The 19,425-nt window shown below is 61.2% G+C and carries 14 protein-coding genes; 7 read left to right on the top strand and 7 right to left on the bottom strand.

Annotated features, from left to right (window positions below; all coding sequences use genetic code 11):
• Positions 1 to 73 precede the first annotated feature (73 nt).
• Positions 74 to 1,996: an ATP-binding cassette domain-containing protein gene (locus tag CLM72_RS08490; RefSeq protein WP_034126642.1), complete on the bottom strand. Its 1,923-nt coding sequence runs from the start codon at positions 1,994 to 1,996 to the stop codon at positions 74 to 76.
• Between the two features lie 213 nt (positions 1,997 to 2,209).
• Between CLM72_RS08490 and CLM72_RS08485 the strand changes: the two genes are divergently transcribed.
• Positions 2,210 to 4,138, top strand: coding sequence for a transglycosylase SLT domain-containing protein (locus CLM72_RS08485; RefSeq protein ID WP_105226170.1), 1,929 nt, complete (start codon positions 2,210 to 2,212; stop codon positions 4,136 to 4,138).
• 68 nt (positions 4,139 to 4,206) lie between these two features.
• On the opposite strand, the gene CLM72_RS08480 is transcribed toward CLM72_RS08485, so the two are convergent.
• Positions 4,207 to 6,033 (bottom strand): ABC transporter ATP-binding protein/permease, encoded by a 1,827-nt coding sequence (locus tag CLM72_RS08480; protein ID WP_168220190.1) that lies wholly within the window; start codon positions 6,031 to 6,033, stop codon positions 4,207 to 4,209.
• A 214-nt stretch (positions 6,034 to 6,247) separates the two neighbouring features.
• Here CLM72_RS08480 and CLM72_RS28920 point away from each other — a divergent pair, with 214 nt between their 5' ends.
• Positions 6,248 to 6,421, top strand: a complete 174-nt coding sequence (locus tag CLM72_RS28920) for a PA1571 family protein (RefSeq protein WP_168220169.1) — start codon at positions 6,248 to 6,250, stop codon at positions 6,419 to 6,421.
• 101 nt (positions 6,422 to 6,522) lie between these two features.
• Here CLM72_RS28920 and pdxB read toward each other — a convergent pair whose 3' ends face one another.
• A complete protein-coding gene (gene pdxB / locus CLM72_RS08475; protein ID WP_105226168.1) occupies positions 6,523 to 7,665 on the bottom strand; it encodes a 4-phosphoerythronate dehydrogenase PdxB in 1,143 nt (380 codons plus the stop codon).
• Positions 7,666 to 7,915: 250 nt separating this feature from the next.
• Between pdxB and CLM72_RS08470 the strand changes: the two genes are divergently transcribed.
• Entirely contained in the window at positions 7,916 to 9,310 is a 1,395-nt protein-coding gene (locus CLM72_RS08470) for an MATE family efflux transporter (protein WP_105226167.1), read from the top strand.
• Here CLM72_RS08470 and tusA read toward each other — a convergent pair.
• Positions 9,307 to 9,552, bottom strand: coding sequence for a sulfurtransferase TusA (tusA, locus tag CLM72_RS08465; RefSeq protein WP_054919964.1), 246 nt, complete (start codon positions 9,550 to 9,552; stop codon positions 9,307 to 9,309). The two genes, CLM72_RS08470 and tusA, sit on opposite strands and share 4 nt — an antisense overlap.
• Positions 9,553 to 9,683: 131 nt before the next feature.
• Positions 9,684 to 10,760 carry a 23S rRNA (cytidine(2498)-2'-O)-methyltransferase RlmM gene (gene rlmM, locus CLM72_RS08460; RefSeq protein WP_105226166.1) on the bottom strand — a complete coding sequence of 359 codons (1,077 nt, stop codon included), beginning with the start codon at positions 10,758 to 10,760 and terminating at the stop codon, positions 9,684 to 9,686.
• 196 nt (positions 10,761 to 10,956) lie between these two features.
• Between rlmM and acnA the strand changes: the two genes are divergently transcribed.
• Positions 10,957 to 13,698 (top strand): aconitate hydratase AcnA, encoded by a 2,742-nt coding sequence (gene acnA / locus CLM72_RS08455; protein WP_105226165.1) that lies wholly within the window; start codon positions 10,957 to 10,959, stop codon positions 13,696 to 13,698.
• Between the two features lie 178 nt (positions 13,699 to 13,876).
• On the opposite strand, the gene CLM72_RS08450 is transcribed toward acnA, so the two are convergent.
• Complete coding sequence (locus CLM72_RS08450) at positions 13,877 to 14,815, bottom strand: aspartyl/asparaginyl beta-hydroxylase domain-containing protein (protein ID WP_005786126.1); 939 nt, start codon at positions 14,813 to 14,815, stop codon at positions 13,877 to 13,879.
• A gap of 243 nt (positions 14,816 to 15,058) precedes the next feature.
• Positions 15,059 to 16,033, bottom strand: a complete 975-nt coding sequence (gene cysK, locus CLM72_RS08445) for a cysteine synthase A (RefSeq protein ID WP_105226164.1) — start codon at positions 16,031 to 16,033, stop codon at positions 15,059 to 15,061.
• A gap of 127 nt (positions 16,034 to 16,160) precedes the next feature.
• Here cysK and CLM72_RS08440 point away from each other — a divergent pair, with 127 nt between their 5' ends.
• From CLM72_RS08440 to CLM72_RS08430, 3 genes are all read left to right on the top strand, one after another.
• Positions 16,161 to 17,237, top strand: a complete 1,077-nt coding sequence (locus tag CLM72_RS08440; RefSeq protein WP_105226163.1) for a DUF748 domain-containing protein — start codon at positions 16,161 to 16,163, stop codon at positions 17,235 to 17,237.
• A 143-nt stretch (positions 17,238 to 17,380) separates the two neighbouring features.
• Complete coding sequence (locus tag CLM72_RS08435; RefSeq protein WP_003189627.1) at positions 17,381 to 18,226, top strand: MoxR family ATPase; 846 nt, start codon at positions 17,381 to 17,383, stop codon at positions 18,224 to 18,226.
• Positions 18,226 to 19,404 carry a VWA domain-containing protein gene (locus tag CLM72_RS08430; protein WP_003189625.1) on the top strand — a complete coding sequence of 393 codons (1,179 nt, stop codon included), beginning with the start codon at positions 18,226 to 18,228 and terminating at the stop codon, positions 19,402 to 19,404. The genes CLM72_RS08435 and CLM72_RS08430 overlap by 1 nt, the downstream gene beginning before the upstream one ends.
• Positions 19,405 to 19,425: the final 21 nt, after the last annotated feature.

Here is a 19,425-nt window from a genome sequence, read left to right as displayed (position 1 = left end):
TTGAATCGCATTTCATATTAAAAAGCCCGGCGCTCATGAAGAGTGCCGGGCTTTTTTATTGCGGATCGATCAGTCAGGCATCCAGCTCGGCCCAACGCTCAACCAACGCTTCCAGCTCCTGGTTCAGCGTCTCCAGAGAGGCGATGACCTTGGCGGTTTCTGCCGCAGGGCGCAGGTAGAAACCGGCGTCAGCCATTTCCGCTTCCACCGCAGCGATCTGCTGTTCCTTGGCATCGATATCGCCTGGCAAGGCTTCCAGTTCACGCTGCAACTTGTAGCTGAGCTTTTTCTTGGCAGGCGCAGCTTCAGCAGCCGGCGCTGGCGTTTCGGCAGCGACCGGAGCCACCACCGCCGTATTCAGGTCGGCCTTGCCCGACTTGCTCTCGGTCACGCCCAGCAAGCGCGGAGAACCGCCCTGGCGCAGCCAGTCCTGATAACCGCCCACGTATTCACGCACCTTGCCTTCACCTTCGAAGACCAGGGTGCTGGTGACCACGTTGTCGAGGAATTCCCGGTCGTGGCTGACCATCAGCACGGTGCCGTTGAAGGTCAGCAAGACCTCTTCCAGCAGTTCCAGGGTTTCCACGTCGAGGTCGTTGGTCGGTTCGTCGAGGACCAGCAGGTTGGCCGGCTTGCTGAACAGCTTGGCCAGCAGCAAACGCGCACGCTCACCACCAGACAAGGCCTTGACCGGCGTGCGCGCACGTTGCGGGCTGAACAGGAAGTCGCCCAGGTAGCTGAGTACGTGGCGGCTCTGGCCGTCGATGTCGATAAAGTCGCGACCTTCGGCGACGTTGTCGATCACGGTCTTTTCCAGGTCCAACTGGTGGCGCAACTGGTCAAAGTAGGCCACATCGATGCGAGTGCCCTCTTCGACCTTGCCGCTGGTCGGTTGCAGACCGCTGAGCATCAGCTTGAGCAAGGTGGTCTTGCCGGTACCGTTGGCGCCCAGCAGGCCGATACGATCGCCACGCTGCAGGACCATGGAGAAGTCCTTGATCAGGAACGGGCCGTCCGGGTGATGGAAGCTGACGTTCTCCAGCACCATGACTTGCTTGCCCGACTTGTCGGCAGTATCCAGCTGAATGTTGGCCTTGCCGGTACGCTCGCGGCGCTCACTGCGCTCGACGCGCAAGGCTTTCAAGGCACGCACGCGGCCTTCGTTACGGGTGCGGCGGGCCTTGATGCCCTGGCGGATCCAGACTTCTTCCTGGGCCAGCTTCTTGTCGAACAGTGCGTTGGCGGTTTCTTCAGCCGCCAGAGCGGCTTCCTTGTGTACCAGGAAGCTGGCGTAGTCACCGTTCCAGTCGATCAGGCCGCCACGGTCCAGCTCGAGGATGCGCGTGGCCAGGCTCTGCAGGAATGCACGGTCGTGCGTGATAAACAGCACGGCGCCCTGGAAGTCCTTGATGGCCTCTTCAAGCCAGGCGATGGCGCCGATGTCCAGGTGGTTGGTCGGTTCGTCGAGCAGCAGCAGGTCCGGCTCGGACACCAGCGCCTGGGCCAGCAGCACGCGACGACGCCAGCCACCGGACAATTCGGCGAGGGTCTTGTCGGCCGGCAGTTGCAGGCGGCTCAGGGTGCTGTCCACCAGTTGCTGCAAGCGCCAGCCATCACGGGCTTCGAGGTCTTGCTGGACGTGCATCAGCTTGTCCAGGTCTTCCTCGGTGACGCAGTTCTGCGCCAGGTGATGGTATTGCGCGAGCAACTCGCCAACGCCATCCAGGCCTTCGGCTACCACGTCGAACACTGTCCGTCCGTCGGCCACCGGCAATTCTTGCGGCAATTCGCCGATCTTGAGGCCCGGGGCACGCCAGACAGAGCCGTCATCGGGCTTCTGGTCGCCTTTTACCAGCTTCATCATGCTGGATTTGCCGGTGCCGTTGCGGCCGATGATGCACACCCGCTCACCACGGGCGATCTGCCAGGACACCTTGTCCAACAACGGCATGGCGCCGAAAGCAAGGGACACATCGCTGAATTTGAGCAGGGTCATACGCTTCTCCAAAAACTGGGCGCGCATTCTACCTGACTTGAGGGTGGGATGCGGTCGGCATTTTCTCTATTGACACGTTCTGTAGGACATTTCCGGCGAACTTGAACGAACCAGCCAGCAAAGCTTTCGCGCGCCGATGGCAAAAGGCTAAGCTAGGGGCAATCAGTGTCGGCAGTGCCGGTGCTAGTCGTGATTTCTCTGCACGGACGTCTCATGCGCAGTCGCCTTTTCAATTTTTTATCTTGTCTGCTTCTTTCCGCCACTGCCGTTCAATCCGCCCAGGCGGTGGACCTCACCACTCAACGCCAGTATTACGATCAAGCCAAACGCGCCCTGGCCAAGGGCGACACCGGCCCTTACATGCAATACAGCCAGGCCCTGGCCGACTACCCGCTCACGCCCTATCTGGCCTATGACGAGTTGACCGCGCGCCTGAAAACCGCAAGTAACGAGGAAATCGAACAATTCCTCGCCAAACACGGCGACTTGCCCCAGGCCAACTGGATGAAACTGCGTTGGCTGCGCTGGCTGGCCGAACGCGGCGATTGGCAGACTTTTGAAAAGTACTACGACACCAAGCTCAATTTCGTCGAGCTGGACTGCCTGCATGGCCAGTACCAGCTCAGCCACAATCTGAAAGCCGAAGGCTACAAGACCGCCGAAAAACTGTGGATGACCGGCAAATCCCAGCCAGCCGCCTGTGACGCCACCTTTGGCCAATGGGCCGCTGCCGGCCAACTCACCGAGCAGAAGATCTGGGACCGCGCCAAGCTCGCCGCCGAAGCGCGTAACTACGCGCTGGCCAACAGCCTGGTGAAAACCCTGCCGACCCTTGGCGCCCAGGGCCGCCTGATGGTGGATGTGGCGCAAAAGCCGGACATGCTCAGCGACCCATCGCGCTTCCAGCCGGCCACCGAGGCCATGGCTGACGCCGTGGGCCTGGGCCTGCGTCGCCTGGCGCGCCAGGATCCGGACAAAGCCATGTCGCTGCTCGATGGCTACGCCAGCAGCATGCACTTCTCCCGTGACGAAAAAGTGTCGATTGCCCGCGAGATCGGCTTGACCCTGGCCAAGCGCTTCGACCCGCGCGCGCTGGAGGTCATGACCAAGTACGACCCCGAGTTACGCGACAATACGGTTTCCGAGTGGCGTCTGCGCCTGCTGTTGCGCCTGGCGCGCTGGGAAGACGCCTACCAGTTGACCCGCAAACTCCCACAGGACCTGGCCAGCACCAACCGTTGGCGCTACTGGCAGGCACGCAGCCTGGAGCTGGCCGAGCCGAAGAACCCGCAAGTCTTGGTCCTGTACAAAAACGTGGCCAAGGAGCGGGACTTCTACGGTTTCCTCGCTGCTGACCGCTCCAAATCCCCTTACCAGTTGAACAACAAGCCGCTGGTGATGAGCCAGGCGCTGGTCAACAAGGTGCGCAATACCCCTGGGGTGCGGCGTGCCCTGGAATTCTACGCCCGTGGCCAGATCGTCGACGGTCGCCGCGAGTGGTACCACGTCAGCCGTCATTTCAACCGTGACGAGATGGTCGCCCAGGCCAAGTTGGCCTACGACATGAAGTGGTACTTCCCGGCCATCCGCACCATCAGCCAGGCGCAGTACTGGGACGATCTGGACATCCGCTTCCCGATGGCCCACCGCGACACCCTGGTGCGCGAAGCCAAGGTACGCGGCCTGCACTCCAGCTGGATCTTTGCCATCACCCGCCAGGAAAGCGCGTTCATGGACGATGCCCGCTCCGGCGTCGGCGCCAGCGGCCTGATGCAACTGATGCCCGGCACCGCCAAGGAAACCGCACGCAAGTTCAGCATCCCCCTGGCCTCCGCGGCCCAGGTGCTGGACCCGGATAAAAACATCCAGCTCGGCGCTGCTTACCTGAGCCAGGTGCACAGCCAGTTCAACGGCAACCGCGTGCTCGCCTCCGCTGCCTACAACGCCGGCCCAGGCCGCGTGCGCCAATGGCTGCGCGGCGCAGACCACCTGAGTTTCGACGTATGGGTGGAAAGCATCCCCTTCGACGAAACCCGCCAGTATGTGCAGAACGTGCTGTCTTATTCGGTGATCTACGGGCAGAAGCTCAATTCACCGCAGCCTTTGGTGGATTGGCATGAGCGGTACTTCGACGACCAATAAGGCTCTGAACCTGCTTCTAATGTGGGAGGGGGCTTTTGCCCCCCGATTGCAGGCTGTCAGTCACACGCCTATTGCTGATCCGCCGCTATCGGGGGCAAGCCCCCTCCCACAGGGTCTGCACTGAACTGCAACGCCGCCAACCGCGCATACAGCGGGTTGCTCGCAATCAACTGCTGATGCGTGCCCACCGCCACCAGCTTGCCCTGGTCCATCACCGCAATGCGGTCGGCATTCTTCACCGTGGCCAAACGGTGGGCGATCACCAGCGTGGTGCGCCCCTGCATCAGTTGCGGCAGCGCTTGCTGGATAAGGTGTTCACTCTGGGCGTCGAGGGCGCTGGTGGCTTCGTCCAGCAGCAGGATCGGCGCGTCGACCAGCAAGGCGCGAGCGATGGCCAGGCGTTGGCGCTGGCCGCCGGAAAGGCCCTGGCCACTTTCACCTAAGTGGGTCTGGTAGCCGTCAGGCATTTTCAGGATAAAGTCGTGGGCGTGGGCGATTCGGGCGGCGGCTTCAACCTGGGCGATGGTGGCAGAGGGGTTGCCGTAGCGGATGTTGTCCTCGACGCTGCCGAAGAACAACGCCGGGCTCTGGGACACCAGAGCGAAATGGCGCCGCAGGTCTAACGGGTCAAGCTCGGTCAGCGGCTGGCCTTCGAGCAGGACGCGGCCTTGCTGGGGGTCGTAGAAGCGCAGCAGCAGATCGAAAATCGTCGATTTGCCCGCACCGGACGGCCCTACCAAGGCCAGGGTTTCGCCCGGGTTGATGGTCAGGTTCAAGCCGTCGATGGCATAGCTGTCCGGTCGCGAAGGATAGGAAAAGCGCAGGTCTTGCAGTTCCATGCGGCCACTGACCCGTTCCGGCAAACGTACGCCGCCAGTGGCCGGCGCCTGGATCTCGTTGCCTGACTGCAACAGCTCACCGATACGCTCGGCCGCCCCGGCGGCACGCTGCAACTCGCCAAGCACTTCGCTCAGAGTGCCAACGGCGCTGCCGACAATCAGGCTATAGAACACGAACGCCGCCAGCTCACCGCCGGAAATGCGTCCGCTGATCACGTCCATGCCGCCCACCCACAGCATCACGCCTACCGCGCCGAGCACCAGCATGATCACGAGGGTGATCAGCCAGGAACGCTGCAAGATGCGTTTACGTGCCGTGACAAAGGCGTCCTCGACGGTAACGGCGAAGCGCTGTTCGTCCTGCACCTGATGGTTATAGGCCTGCACGGTCTTGATCTGGCCCAGCGTCTCGGCGACATAGCTGCCGACGTCCGCGATACGGTCCTGGCTCAAACGCGACAGACTGCGCACCCTGCGCCCGAAGATCAGAATCGGCGCCAGCACCAGCGGCAACGCCACCACCACGATGCTGGTGAGCTTGGGGTTAGTGATAAACAGCAACACGATGCCGCCGATCACCATCAGGGCATTGCGCAGAAACAGCGACAGTGATGAGCCGATCACCGATTGCAGCAAGGTGGTGTCGGTGGTCAGCCGCGACTGGATTTCCGAGCTGCGGTTGTTCTCATAGAAGCCGGGGTGCAGGTAGATCAGGTGGTTGAACACCTGCCGGCGAATATCGGCCACCACCCGCTCGCCAATCCACGACACCAGGTAAAACCGCGTGAAGGTGCCCACGGCCAGGCCGAGCACCAGCAGCATGAACAGGCCTATAGACTGGTTGAGCAGATGCGGCGACTGGGTCATGAAGCCCTGGTCCACCAACAGGCGTATGCCCTGCCCCATGGACAAGGTGATGCCAGCGGTGACGATCAGCGCCAACAGTGCGCCAAGCGCCTGCCAGCGGTAGGGCGCGATAAAGCGGCTGGCCAGGCGAATCGCACGGCGTTGACGGATTGAGAACATGGAAGGATCACCAATGGAGAGTCTATACATCAACATTGGGGGAACTTGCACAAATAACAATGAGTCAGGTTAATTATGCCCACCGATGCAGGCCGCTAGAGGCTATCGGTCTAAGACTCATCTGGAAATATGTACCGGTTTCTGGTGGACTGGGTGTTCGAACCGATGAGCGTGTAAGGAGTTGTAACAGCGCGTTCATGCGGAGGAATTAAAGTAGGTACACAACCTGATGAGGAGACAGGCCATGACCTTGCAAAACAGCAGCGACGCCAAGATTGAAGTGATCCGCCAGCCGCAGCGATTGCCTTGCTCGTATATCGATGCCAAAGGCCGGGAAGTGCAGATTACCGAAGAAATGATCCAGCAAGCCTGCAGCGAGCTGGAACAGCGATTGGTCAAGCCCGCCCAGCAAGGCTGAAGCGCCCACGCTCTTTCAGACCCGGCCCAAGTGGCCGGGTTTTTTGTGTCCCTATAGGAGCGAGCTTGCTCGCGAATGCCTCAAGAGCACCGCGATAACCGTTACAGCTGTTCGGCACCCAGAGCAGTCACGATCTGTGACAGCACCGCCGACTCCCCGTTGATCCGCACCTTCAAGCCATCGATCTCGCGACGCTCCGGATAGTGCTTGCGCAGCAGGTCGAAAGCTTGGCGCTGCTCCTGCACAGTGCCCACCAGGCTGCGACGGAAATCCGCGTCGTCACGGCGTGGGTCGTACACACTGCGGCACAACGTCGCCAGCGCCCAGGCCGGGTCCGTCTCAGGGTTCAGGTGCATCTCGGCCAGCCAGGGGGCCGGTAGCAAATCACTCAGTCGAATACTTGGTTCCTGGCCCAGGTACGCGCACAGCGCCTGGTAAATCTGCGCGGTGCCACGCTGCTTGCCATCAAGGCTGTAACCGGCGATATGGGGCGTGGCCAGCACGCACAGGTCGGCCAGGTCGACGTCCACCTCGGGCTCGCCTTCCCACACGTCCAGCACCGCTTGCAGGTCTTCGCGCGCCAGCAACACCTCGCGCAGGGCCGCGTTGTCCACCACCGCGCCCCGGCTGGCGTTGATCAGCCAGGTGCCCGGCTTGAGCTGTTCCAGGCGCTGGCGATCAAGCAGGTGCCAGGTGGAACCGTTGCCGGACTTGATCAGCGGCGTATGCAAGCTGATTACGTCGCACTGTTCGATGATCTGCTGCAGGCTGACGTAGTCGCCGTCTTCGGTAATCTGGCGCGGCGGATCGCACACCAACACATTCCAGCCCAGGCCCTTGAGCACCTTGACCAAGCGCCCGCCGACTTCGCCGGCACCGACGATGCCGTAGGTGCGCTGCTTGAGGTCAGCGCCTTCGATTTCAGCCAGGGTCTGCAAGCTGCCAAGCACGTAGTCCACTACCCCGCGCGCATTGCAGCCGGGCGCGCTGGACCACTGGATACCCGCTTGCTTGAAGTAGTCGAGGTCCAGGTGGTCGGTGCCGATGGTGCAGGTGCCGACAAAGCGCACGTTACTGCCCTCAAGCAGGGAACGGTTGACGTTGGTCACCGAGCGCACCAGCAGTACATCGGCCTGCTCGACGGTGGCGCGGTCGATGGAACGGCCGGGCACGCGGCGAATCTCGCCAAACCCTTCGAAGAATGCATCGAGCAGCGGGATATTTTCGTCGGCAACAATCAGCATGGCAGGCTCCTTTGGCGGATTGGCAGTGTACAGAAGATCCTGTGTAGGAGCTGGCTTGCCTGCGACTGCATCGACCCGGTTTGCCTGATGTACCGAGGTGTCCGCATCGCAGGCAAGCCAGCTCCCACAGGGGTCAGCGCTGGCCTGGGCGCATCGCTTACAAATCCCTAACACAGGTTTTTTCCTGACCGCTGCGTCAACGCGTAGAATCCGCCGTCCTTGCGACTGCCTTTTTATTGGACACCTGTACGTGAACACTGCCACCGCTCCCCTCTCCCGCCCCGCCCGCATCAGCCGGGAAGTGCGCGGCCTGCTGACGCTGGCCTTGCCGATCATGATTGGCCAACTGGCCACAACCGCCATGAGCTTCGTCGATGCGGTGATGGCCGGGCGCGTGAGCCCGCAGGACCTGGCGGCGGTCGGCCTGGGTAACTCGATCTGGATCCCGGTGTACCTGCTGATGACCGGCACCTTGCTGGCCACCACGCCGAAAGTGGCCGAGCGTTATGGCGCGGGAAAACTGACCGAGATCGGCCCGTTGGTGCGCCAATCGTTGTGGTTGGCCGTGGTGGTCGGCCTCTGCGGTGCGCTGCTGTTGCTGTGTGCCGAGCCGATCCTGCATGCGATGAAGGTCGAGCCCGACCTGATCGAGCCATCCATGGGTTACCTGCATGGCATCGCTGCGGGGATGCCGGCGATTGCGCTGTATTATGTGCTGCGCTGCTTCAGTGATGGCCTGGGCCGTACTCGGCCGAGCATGGTCATGGGCCTATGTGGCCTGGCGCTGAATATCCCGTTGAACTACATCTTCATCTACGGCCATTTCGGCGTGCCGGCCATGGGCGGCGTGGGTTGCGGCTGGGCCACGGCCATTGCGATGTGGGTGATGATGCTGGGCCTGGCCGGCTGGACGCGCTGGGGCCCGGTGTACCAGAGCAGCGAACTGTTCAAGCGCTTCGACTGGCCGCAATGGACGGTGATCAAGCGCATCCTGGGCATCGGCCTGCCGATTGGCGTGGCGATCTTCGCCGAGTCGAGCATTTTCGCAGTGATTGCCCTGTTGCTCGGCAGCCTGGGCGCTACCGTGGTTTCCGGCCATCAGATCGCGCTGAACGTCAGCTCCCTGGTGTTCATGATCCCCTATTCCCTGAGCATGGCCGTCACCGTGCGCGTCGGCCAGGCGTTGGGGCGCGACGAACCTCGGGAAGCACGCTTCGCCGCCGGCGTCGGCATGGGCACCGCACTGGCGTATGCCTGTTTTTCCTGCAGCTTGATGCTGTTGTTTCGCGAGCAGATTGCAGCGATCTACACCCCCGACCCGGTGGTGATCCACCTGGCATCGATGCTGATCGTGTTCTCGGCGCTGTTCCAGTTCTCTGACTCGATCCAGGTCACCGCCGCCGGCGCATTGCGCGGCTATCAGGACACCCGGGTGACCATGGTGCTGACCTTGTTCGCCTATTGGGGCGTGGGCCTGCCGGTGGGTTACGCCCTGGGCCTGACCAACTGGCTCGGTGAGCCCAGCGGCCCAAGCGGTTTATGGCAAGGCCTGATCGTGGGCTTGAGCTGTGCGGCGGGGATGTTGGTGGTGCGTCTGGCGCGCAGCGCACGCCGACGCATACGGGCCGAAAAGGCGCAGGCTTAATCGGCTTTTTTGCGGATCCAGTACAGGTAGGTGCCAGCATCTTCCTGCTGACGCACCAGTTCGTGGTCGAGAAACACGCAGAACTTGGGGATATCGCGACGGGTCGACGGGTCGGTCGCGATGACCTTGAGCAGGCCGCCCGCCGGCAGGTCGCGGATGTGCTGGTGCAGCATCATCACGGGTTCCGGGCAGTTGAGGCCGGTGGCGTCGAGGGTGCCATCAACCGGCTGTTCAAGACTCATACTTCACTCCTAAAACTGGCACCGCTCAACAATGTGGGAGCGGGCTTGCCCGCGATGACGGGGGCACATTCAACATAAATTTTGACTGTTATACCGCTTTCGCGAGCAAGCCCGCTCCCACATTTTTGATCTCAGCGGCTTTTGGATTTCTTTACATCTACCAGGCGGCGCAGGTGACATGTCACCTCTTCGCGGTCGTGGTAGAGCTGCTTGCAGCCGATCTCCACACGAATGCCACGCGCCTTGAAGCCCTCTTCGATGCGCTCCAGCAGGCGCTTCACCTCGGCGTAACGCTGCTTCATCGGCAACTTCAGGTTCACCACCGCCTCGCGGCAATGCCCTTCGCCAATCCAGGTTTCCAAGAGTGCCGCGTTGCGCGCAGGTTTCTCGACGATATCGCAGACCATCCAGTCCACCGGCTGCTTGGGCACGAAGGTGAAGCCGTCGGCCATCAGGTGTTGCACCAGGCCTGTGTCCATCAGGCTTTCGGCCATGGGGCCGTTGTCGATGGCGGTCACCAGCATGCCACGGTTGACCAGTTGCCAGGTCCAGCCGCCCGGTGCTGCGCCGAGGTCGACGCCGGTCATGTCGCCGTGCAGGCGTTCGTCCCACTGGTCACGGGGGATGAAGTGGTGCCAGGCCTCTTCCAGCTTGAGGGTCGAGCGGCTGGGCGCATCACGCGGGAACTTGAGGCGCGGGATGCCCATGGGCCACATCGCCGAGTTGTTCGACTCGGCCAGGCCCATGAACACTTCGCGGCCGCTCTTGAAGGTCAGCAGCAGGCGCGGCTTGCTCGGGTCGTCCACCAGCTTGCCGGCGTTAAGCAGGGCTTTGCGCAGGTGCACTTCGAATTTCTTGCAGAAGTTCGACAGTTCCTTGCCGTCATTGGTGTCGACCATCTCCAGCCACAGGCTGCCGCACAACGGAAATTCGCGCAGGTGGGCGAGGATCACGCTGATGCGGTCGGTTTCCGGCAGGTCGATAAACACCCCGCGCGCCCACTGCCTGGGGAAGATCAGCTCGGCAAAGCGCTGGCCGTGCATCAGGCGCTGGGCGCCGTCTTCTTCGGTGCAGACAAATTCGGCGCAGGCGCTGCCGGTCTTGGCCTTGGCGTAGCCGGAAACGTTCAGGCGCGCGGCGTGCTCCGCGATCTCGGAACAGACTTCGCCTTCAAAACCCGGGCGGCAGTGCATAAAAAGGGTGTTCATTGAATCTCCTGGTGAATCAACCGGCGTTGCGCTATCGCAATACCTGTCATGAAAACGCGCGCATGATAGCCGAGTTCGGAACCTTGGACTCAGCGATAGAGTCCAGTTACTAGCCTGCTAATGAAAACAGCGCTAACGTGATAGCTCTGTTCGTCCCGTCAGGTCCGTAGCCGTGCGGACCATAAGGAGTCATGTAATGTCATCCCTTGATAGCCTGAGAACCCTTAAGACACTGCAAATAGACAGTAAAACCTACCACTACTTCAGCCTGCCCGAAGCCGCCAAGAGCCTGGGTGACCTGGACAAGCTGCCGATGTCCCTCAAGGTGCTGCTGGAAAACCTGCTGCGCTGGGAAGACGCCAAGACCGTCACCGGCACCGACCTCAAGGCCATCGCCGCCTGGCTCAAAGAACGCCAGTCCGACCGCGAGATCCAGTACCGCCCCGCTCGCGTGCTGATGCAAGACTTTACCGGGGTACCCGCCGTGGTCGACCTGGCCGCCATGCGCGCTGCCGTGGCCAAGGCCGGGGGTGACCCACAGCGCATCAACCCGCTGTCACCGGTGGACCTGGTGATTGACCACTCGGTGATGGTCGACAAGTTCGGCAGCGACAGCGCCTTTGAACAGAACGTCGATATCGAGATGCAGCGCAACGGCGAACGCTACGCCTTCCTACGCTGGGGCCAAAGCGCTTTCGACAACTTCAGCGTGGTACCACCGGGTACCGGCATCTGCCACCAGGTCAACCTCGAATATCTGGGCCGCACCGTGTGGACCAAAGAGGAAGACGGCCACACCTACGCCTTCCCCGACACCCTGGTCGGCACCGATTCCCACACCACCATGATCAACGGCCTCGGCGTATTGGGCTGGGGCGTGGGCGGGATCGAAGCCGAGGCGGCGATGCTCGGCCAGCCGGTGTCGATGCTGATCCCGGAAGTGATCGGCTTCAAGCTCACAGGCAAGCTCAAGGAAGGCATCACCGCCACCGACCTGGTGCTGACCGTGACGCAAATGCTGCGCAAGAAAGGCGTAGTGGGCAAGTTCGTCGAGTTCTACGGCGACGGCCTGGCCGATTTGCCCCTGGCCGACCGCGCTACCATCGCCAACATGGCACCGGAATATGGCGCGACCTGTGGCTTTTTCCCGGTGGATGAGGTGACCCTGGACTACCTGCGCCTGTCCGGCCGCCCGGCTGAGACGGTCAAGCTGGTGGAAGCCTATACCAAGGCCCAGGGCCTGTGGCGCAACGCCGGCCAGGAGCCGGTCTTCACCGATACCTTGGCCTTGGACATGGGCACTGTCGAGGCCAGCCTTGCCGGGCCCAAACGCCCCCAGGACCGCGTCGCCCTGCCGAATGTAGGCCAAGCGTTCAGCGATTTTCTCGACCTGCAATTCAAACCCACCAGCAAAGAAGAAGGCCGCCTGGAAAGCGAAGGCGGAGGCGGCGTTGCCGTGGGCAATGCCGACCTGGTCGGCGAGGCGGATTATGAATACGAAGGCAACACCTATCGCCTGAAAAACGGCGCCGTGGTGATCGCCGCGATTACCTCCTGCACCAACACCTCCAACCCCAGCGTGATGATGGCGGCCGGGCTGGTGGCGAAAAAAGCCGTGGAAAAAGGCCTGACCCGCAAGCCCTGGGTGAAAAGCTCCCTGGCGCCGGGCTCCAAAGTGGTCACCGACTACTACAAGACTGCGGGCCTCACCCAGTACCTGGACAAGCTTGGCTTCGACCTGGTGGGCTACGGCTGCACCACCTGTATCGGCAACTCCGGGCCCCTGCCCGAGCCGATCGAAAAAGCCATCCAGAAGGCCGACCTCACCGTGGCCTCGGTGCTGTCCGGCAACCGTAACTTCGAAGGCCGCGTGCATCCACTGGTGAAAACCAATTGGCTGGCCTCGCCACCCCTGGTCGTCGCCTACGCGCTGGCCGGCACCGTGCGCATCGACATCAGCAGCGAGCCGCTGGGCAACGACCAGCAGGGTAACCCGGTGTACCTCAAGGACATCTGGCCCAGCAGCCAGGAAATCGCCGAGGCGGTGGCCCAAGTCAGCACCAGCATGTTCCACAAGGAATACGCCGAGGTGTTTGCCGGTGACGAGCAATGGCAGGCGATTGAAGTGCCGCAGGCGGCGACCTACGTGTGGCAAAAGGACTCCACTTACATCCAGCACCCACCGTTCTTCGACGACATTGCCGGCCCGTTGCCGGTGATCGAGGACGTCAAGGGCGCCAACGTGCTGGCCCTGCTGGGGGATTCGGTGACCACCGACCACATCTCCCCTGCCGGCAATATCAAGGCCGACAGCCCGGCCGGGCGCTACCTGCGCGAACAGGGCGTGGAGCCGCGTGACTTCAACTCCTACGGCTCACGCCGGGGCAACCATGAAGTGATGATGCGCGGCACCTTCGCCAATATCCGTATCCGCAATGAAATGCTCGGCGGCGAAGAAGGCGGTAACACGCTGTACATCCCCACGGGCGAGAAAATGGCGATCTACGATGCCGCCATGCAGTACCAGGCCTCGGGCACACCGCTGGTGGTGATCGCCGGCCAGGAATACGGTACCGGCTCCAGCCGCGACTGGGCGGCCAAGGGCACTAACCTGCTAGGGATCAAGGCGGTAATCGCCGAGAGCTTCGAACGTATCCACCGCTCCAACCTGGTAGGCATGGGCGTGTTGCCGTTGCAGTTCAAGCTGGATCAGAACCGCAAGACACTCAAGCTCACCGGCAAAGAGAAGATCGATATCCTCGGGCTGACCGATGCCGAGATCGAGCCGCGGATGAGCCTGACGTTGGTGATCACGCGGGAGGATGGCAGCAGCGAGAAGGTTGAGGTGCTGTGCCGGATTGATACCTTGAATGAAGTGGAATACTTCAAGGCCGGTGGGATTCTGCACTACGTGCTGCGCCAGTTGATCGCCTCTTAAGAGCAACGCAGATCAAAGGTGGGAGCTGGCTTGTCTGCGAAAGCGGTGGGTCAGCCAACATTTTTATAGCTGATACTCCGCCATCGCAGGCAAGCCAGCTCCCACAGTTTTGATCACATTCCAGGCATAAAAAAGGCGCTGCATCTATCGATACAGCGCCTTTTTTAGGGTGTGCGGTTTAGCCGAACAGCCACTTCCACAGCAGTACCAGCACCACCACCGCCAGCACCGGCCGCGCAATGCGGTAGGCTTTGGGATGCTTGCGCTTCCACTGTTTGACCTGGCCGCTGAACTTGTCGCTGAAGGTCTTGCTCCAGGCGTACGCCTGGTTGATGCCGCCCACGCGCTCGTCATCGAGGTTCTGCGGCGCTGTGGCACGGCCAAGCTGCTTGCTGACCCAACGGTTGATGCGGGTCATCACGCGATTGCTCAATGGGCGCTCAATGTCGCAGAACAGGATCACCCGGGTCTGTTCGGTTTCGTTTTTCACCCAGTGCACGTAGGTTTCGTCGAACATCACGTCTTCACCGTCGCGCCAAGCGTAGACCTGGCCGTCGACGAAGATACGGCAGTCGTCGGAGTTCGGCGTGGACAGCCCCAGGTGATAACGCAGGGAACCGGCAAACGGGTCGCGGTGCGGGTTGAGGTGACTGCCGCCCGGCAACAGCGCAAACATCGCGCCCTTGACGTTAGGGATGCTGCTCACCAACGCCACGGTCTTGGGGCACAGCGCCTCGGCCGATGGCAGCGGCTTGTCGTACCACTTGAGGTAGAAACGCTTCCAGCCCTTCTTGAAGAACGAACCGAAACCGGCGTCGTTGTTCTTTTCGGCGGCGCGGATGTAGCCCTCGTCGAACAGGTGCATGGCCTCTTCGCGGATCACTTCCCAGTTGTCCTTGAGCACATCCAGTTCCGGGAACTTGCTGCGGTCCAGGTAGGGCTTGGACGGCACCGCGGAAAACAGGTACATCAGGGCGTTATATGGGGCGAACAGCGCCGAATGGTTGACGAACTGACGCAACATCGGCAAACGGGCCTTGCCACGCAGGTGCACATACAGCGTGCTGCCGATGAACAGCAGCAACACCGACAGTTTGGCGGCCAAAGAAAAGGTCATGCAGCAACTCCTGGAAATAAGCGCCTGGCCAGCAAATTTCCGTCAATGGGAAACCAGACGTAACAGCCGGCCATGATAAACACTTGAGCCATTATGCAGAAGGCCCAGACCGACCGGGTGACATACATCAACCTTGTGGCGAGGGAGCTTGCTCCCGCTGGAGTGCGAAGCGCTCCCAGAATAATGGGGCCGCTGCGCAGCCCAGCGGGAGCAAGCTCCCTCGCCACAGGGTTGCTCTTAAGATCAGGCCTGGTTTTCCTGCTCGGTAAACAAATCGCTGAACAACATGCTCGACAGGTAGCGCTCACCGGAGTCCGGCAAGATCACCACAATAGTCTTGCCCTGCATCTCTGGCTTCTCGGCCAGGCGCACGGCCACGGCCATGGCGGCGCCACAGGAGATCCCGCACAAGATGCCTTCTTCCAGCATCAAGCGTCGGGCCATGGCCTTGGACTCTTCGTCGGTCGCCAGCTCCACGCGGTCGACCATCGACAGGTCGAGGTTTTTTGGCACGAAACCGGCGCCGATGCCCTGGATCTTGTGCGGGCTGGGCTTGATCTCTTCACCCGCCAAGGCCTGAGTGATCACCGGGGAAACCATGGGTTCCACGGCCACCGACAGAATCGGCTTGCCCGCCGTGTTCTTGATATAGCGTGATACCCCGGTGATCGTGCCGCCGGTCCCCACGCCTGCCACCAGCACGTCCACGGCGCCATCGGTGTCGCTCCAGATTTCCGGGCCGGTGGTTTTCTCGTGGATCGCAGGGTTTGCCGGGTTATCGAACTGGGCCGGCATAAAGTAGGTGGCCGGGTCGCTGGCGACGATCTCGGCAGCCTTGTCGATGGCGCCCTTCATGCCCTTGGCCGGCTCGGTCAGCACCAGTTCGGCGCCCAGAGCCTTGAGCACTTTACGGCGCTCAAGGCTCATGGACGACGGCATGGTCAGCAGCAATTTGTAGCCACGGGCGGCGGCGACAAACGCCAGGCCGATACCGGTGTTGCCCGAAGTCGGCTCGACAATGGTCATGCCCGGCTTGAGCTTGCCGCTGCTTTCCGCATCCCAGACCATGCTGGCGCCAATGCGACACTTGACCGAATAACTCGGGTTGCGCCCTTCTATCTTGGCCAGGATCGTCACGCCACGCGGTGCGATGCGGTTGATCTGAACCAGAGGCGTATTACCGATGGAGTGCGCGTTGTCTGCGAAGATGCGGCTCATGGCGATTCCTGTTGTCGAGACTTTGGGAAAGGCCCCAAGGGTATGCCTCGTGCTCCCAAGCGTCCAGAAGGAGGAACGTTGCGACTATCAGAACAGTCAATCCCCTACAAGCTAGGAGAACTGCCCAATGAAACGTCGCTACAGTTGGCCGTTAGGGACAATCGCCGCTCTGGTGCTGGTCCTGATTGCCGTGCACATCGCGCTGCCCTACCTGGTACGCAACTACCTGAACGACAAACTCGCCAACATGGGTGATTACCACGGCGAGATTGCCGATGTGGACCTGGCGCTATGGCGCGGCGCATACCGGATCAACGGCCTGCAAATCGTCAAGGTGGACGGCAAGGTCCCGGTACCGTTCGTCAAGGCGCCGCTGATCGAGTTCGCAGTCAGTTGGCATTCGCTGTGGTACGACCATGCCGTCGTGGCCGAAGGACATTTTGTGCGCCCGCAGATCAACTTCGTCGATGGCGGGGCCAACAAGCAGGCGTCCCAGACCGGTAAGGGCACCGATTGGCAGGAACAACTGCGCAAGCTGCTGCCGATTACCCTCAATGAAGTGCGCATCGAAGACGGCGAGATCGCCTTCCATAACTTCAGCTCCAAGCCCCAGGTGAATATCAACGCCACCGGGGTCAACGCCAGCTTCTACAACCTGACCAATGTGGTGGATGTCAAAGGCAAGCGTGATGCACGCTTTGAAGGCAAGGCACTGCTGCAAGGCCAGGCGCCCCTGGAAGCCAACGCCACCTTTGACCCGCTGAGCGATTTCGAAGAGTTCGAGTTCCGCTTCCGCGCCCGCGACCTGCAACTAAAACGCATGAATGACTTCGCCTCTGCCTATGGCAAGTTCGACTTCAAGGCTGGCACAGGCGATGTGGTGATCGAAGCCCAGGCTGAAAATGGCCGGCTCACCGGCTACATCAAGCCGCTGCTGCGCGATGTGGAGGTGTTCGACTGGCAACAAGACGTTGAAAACCAGGACAAGAATATCTTCCGTTCGATCTGGGAAGCCGTGGTGGGCGCCAGCGAAACCGTGCTGAAAAACCAGCGTAAAAACCAGTTCGCCACCCGTGTAGAGCTGAGCGGTAGCGTGCATCAGCAAAATGTCAGCGCGTTTTCTGCGGTGATCGCGATTCTGCGCAATGGGTTCATCCAGGCGTTCAATGCTCGTTACGAACAGCCCAAGCCCAGCGCTGATTAACCCTGTGGGAGCTGGCTCCACACTCCCTGCATGGGCCAGGGCTGATGTGACCCGCCATTCAGAGACTGAATAGCCCGTCTGCGTTCACAGTCGCCGGGGCTGCGCGGTATAGTCAGGCCATTGATGAATTTGAGGAATGACCGATGAAGTTCGAAGGCACCCAGGCCTATGTGGCTACCGATGACCTGAAACTGGCCGTCAACGCCGCCATCACCCTGGAGCGGCCGCTGCTGGTCAAGGGCGAACCGGGCACCGGCAAGACCATGCTTGCCGAGCAACTGGCCGAATCCTTCGGTGCCAGGTTGATCACCTGGCACATCAAGTCCACCACCAAGGCGCACCAGGGCCTGTACGAGTACGACGCGGTCAGCCGCCTGCGCGACTCGCAACTGGGCGTGGACAAGGTGCACGACGTACGCAACTACCTGAAGAAGGGCAAGCTGTGGGAAGCCTTTGAATCAGAAGAGCGGGTGATCCTGCTGATCGATGAAATCGACAAGGCCGACATCGAGTTCCCCAACGACCTGCTGCAAGAACTCGACAAGATGGAGTTCTACGTCTACGAAATCGACGAGACCATCAAAGCCAAGAAGCGCCCGATCATCATCATTACCTCCAACAACGAAAAAGAGCTGCCGGACGCGTTCCTGCGCCGCTGCTTCTTCCACTACATCGCCTTCCCCGACCGCACCACCCTGCAAAAGATCGTGGACGTGCACTACCCGGACATCAAGAAAGACCTGGTCAGCGAAGCGCTGGACGTGTTCTTCGATGTGCGCAAGGTGCCGGGCCTGAAGAAAAAACCGTCCACCTCCGAGCTGGTCGACTGGCTCAAGCTGCTGATGGCCGACAATATTGGCGAAGCAGTGCTGCGCGAGCGCGACCCGACCAAGGCCATCCCTCCCCTGGCTGGCGCCCTGGTGAAGAACGAGCAAGACGTGCAGTTGCTGGAGCGTCTGGCGTTCATGAGCCGTCGCGGTAATCGCTGATGCTGCTCAACCTGTTCAACGAAATGCGTGCCGCCAAGGTGCCGGTGTCGGTGCGCGAGCTGCTCGACCTGATCAACGCGCTCAAACAGCGCGTGACCTTCGCCGACATGGACGAGTTCTACTACTTGGCCCGGGCGATCCTGGTCAAGGACGAGCGGCATTTCGACAAGTTCGACCGGGCCTTCGGCGCCTATTTCAACGGCCTGGAAAAGCTCGACGACCACCTGCAGGCGCTGATCCCCGAAGAATGGCTACGCAAGGAATTCGAACGTTCCTTGAGCGATGAGGAACGCGCGCAGATCCAGTCCCTGGGTGGCCTCGACAAGCTGATCGAGGAGTTCAAGAAACGCCTGGAAGAACAGAAAGAACGCCACGCCGGTGGCAACAAGTGGATCGGCACCGGCGGCACCAGCCCCTTTGGTTCTGGCGGCTACAACCCTGAAGGCATTCGCGTCGGTGACGCCGGCAAGCGTCAGGGCAAGGCGGTGAAAGTCTGGGACCAGCGCGAGTACAAGAACCTCGACGACCAGGTGGAACTGGGCACGCGCAACATCAAGATCGCCCTGCGCCGCCTGCGCAAGTTTGCCCGCCAGGGCGCAGCCGAAGAGCTGGATATCGACGGCACCATTGACCACACCGCCCGCGATGCCGGCTTGCTGAATATCCAGATGCGCCCCGAACGGCGTAACACCATCAAGCTGTTGCTGCTGTTCGACATCGGCGGCTCGATGGATGCCCACGTGAAGATCTGCGAAGAGCTGTTCTCGGCGTGCAAGACCGAGTTCAAGCACCTGGAGTATTTTTACTTCCACAACTTCGTGTACGAATCGGTGTGGAAGAACAACCAGCGCCGTACTTCCGAACGCACCTCCACCCAGGACCTGCTGCACAAATACGGCGCCGACTACAAAGTGATTTTTATCGGCGATGCGGCCATGGCGCCCTATGAAATCACCCAGGCCGGTGGCAGCGTCGAGCATTGGAACGAGGAGCCGGGGTATGTGTGGATGCAGCGCTTCATGGCCAAGTACAAGAAGCTGATCTGGATTAACCCCTACCCGAAAGATACCTGGGGCTATACGGCGTCGACGGGGATCGTGCGGGAGTTGGTGGAGGATCAAATGTATCCGCTGACGCTGCGCGGGCTTGAAGAGGGCATGCGTTTTCTATCCAAGTGAACCCTGGCCTGTAGCCGATGC

Source organism: Pseudomonas sp. MYb193, from assembly GCF_002966775.1.
GTDB classification, from domain to species: Bacteria; Pseudomonadota; Gammaproteobacteria; order Pseudomonadales; family Pseudomonadaceae; genus Aquipseudomonas; species Aquipseudomonas paracarnis.
Note: the sequence above shows the minus strand (reverse complement) of the source record. Positions and strands in the feature narration are given on the sequence as shown.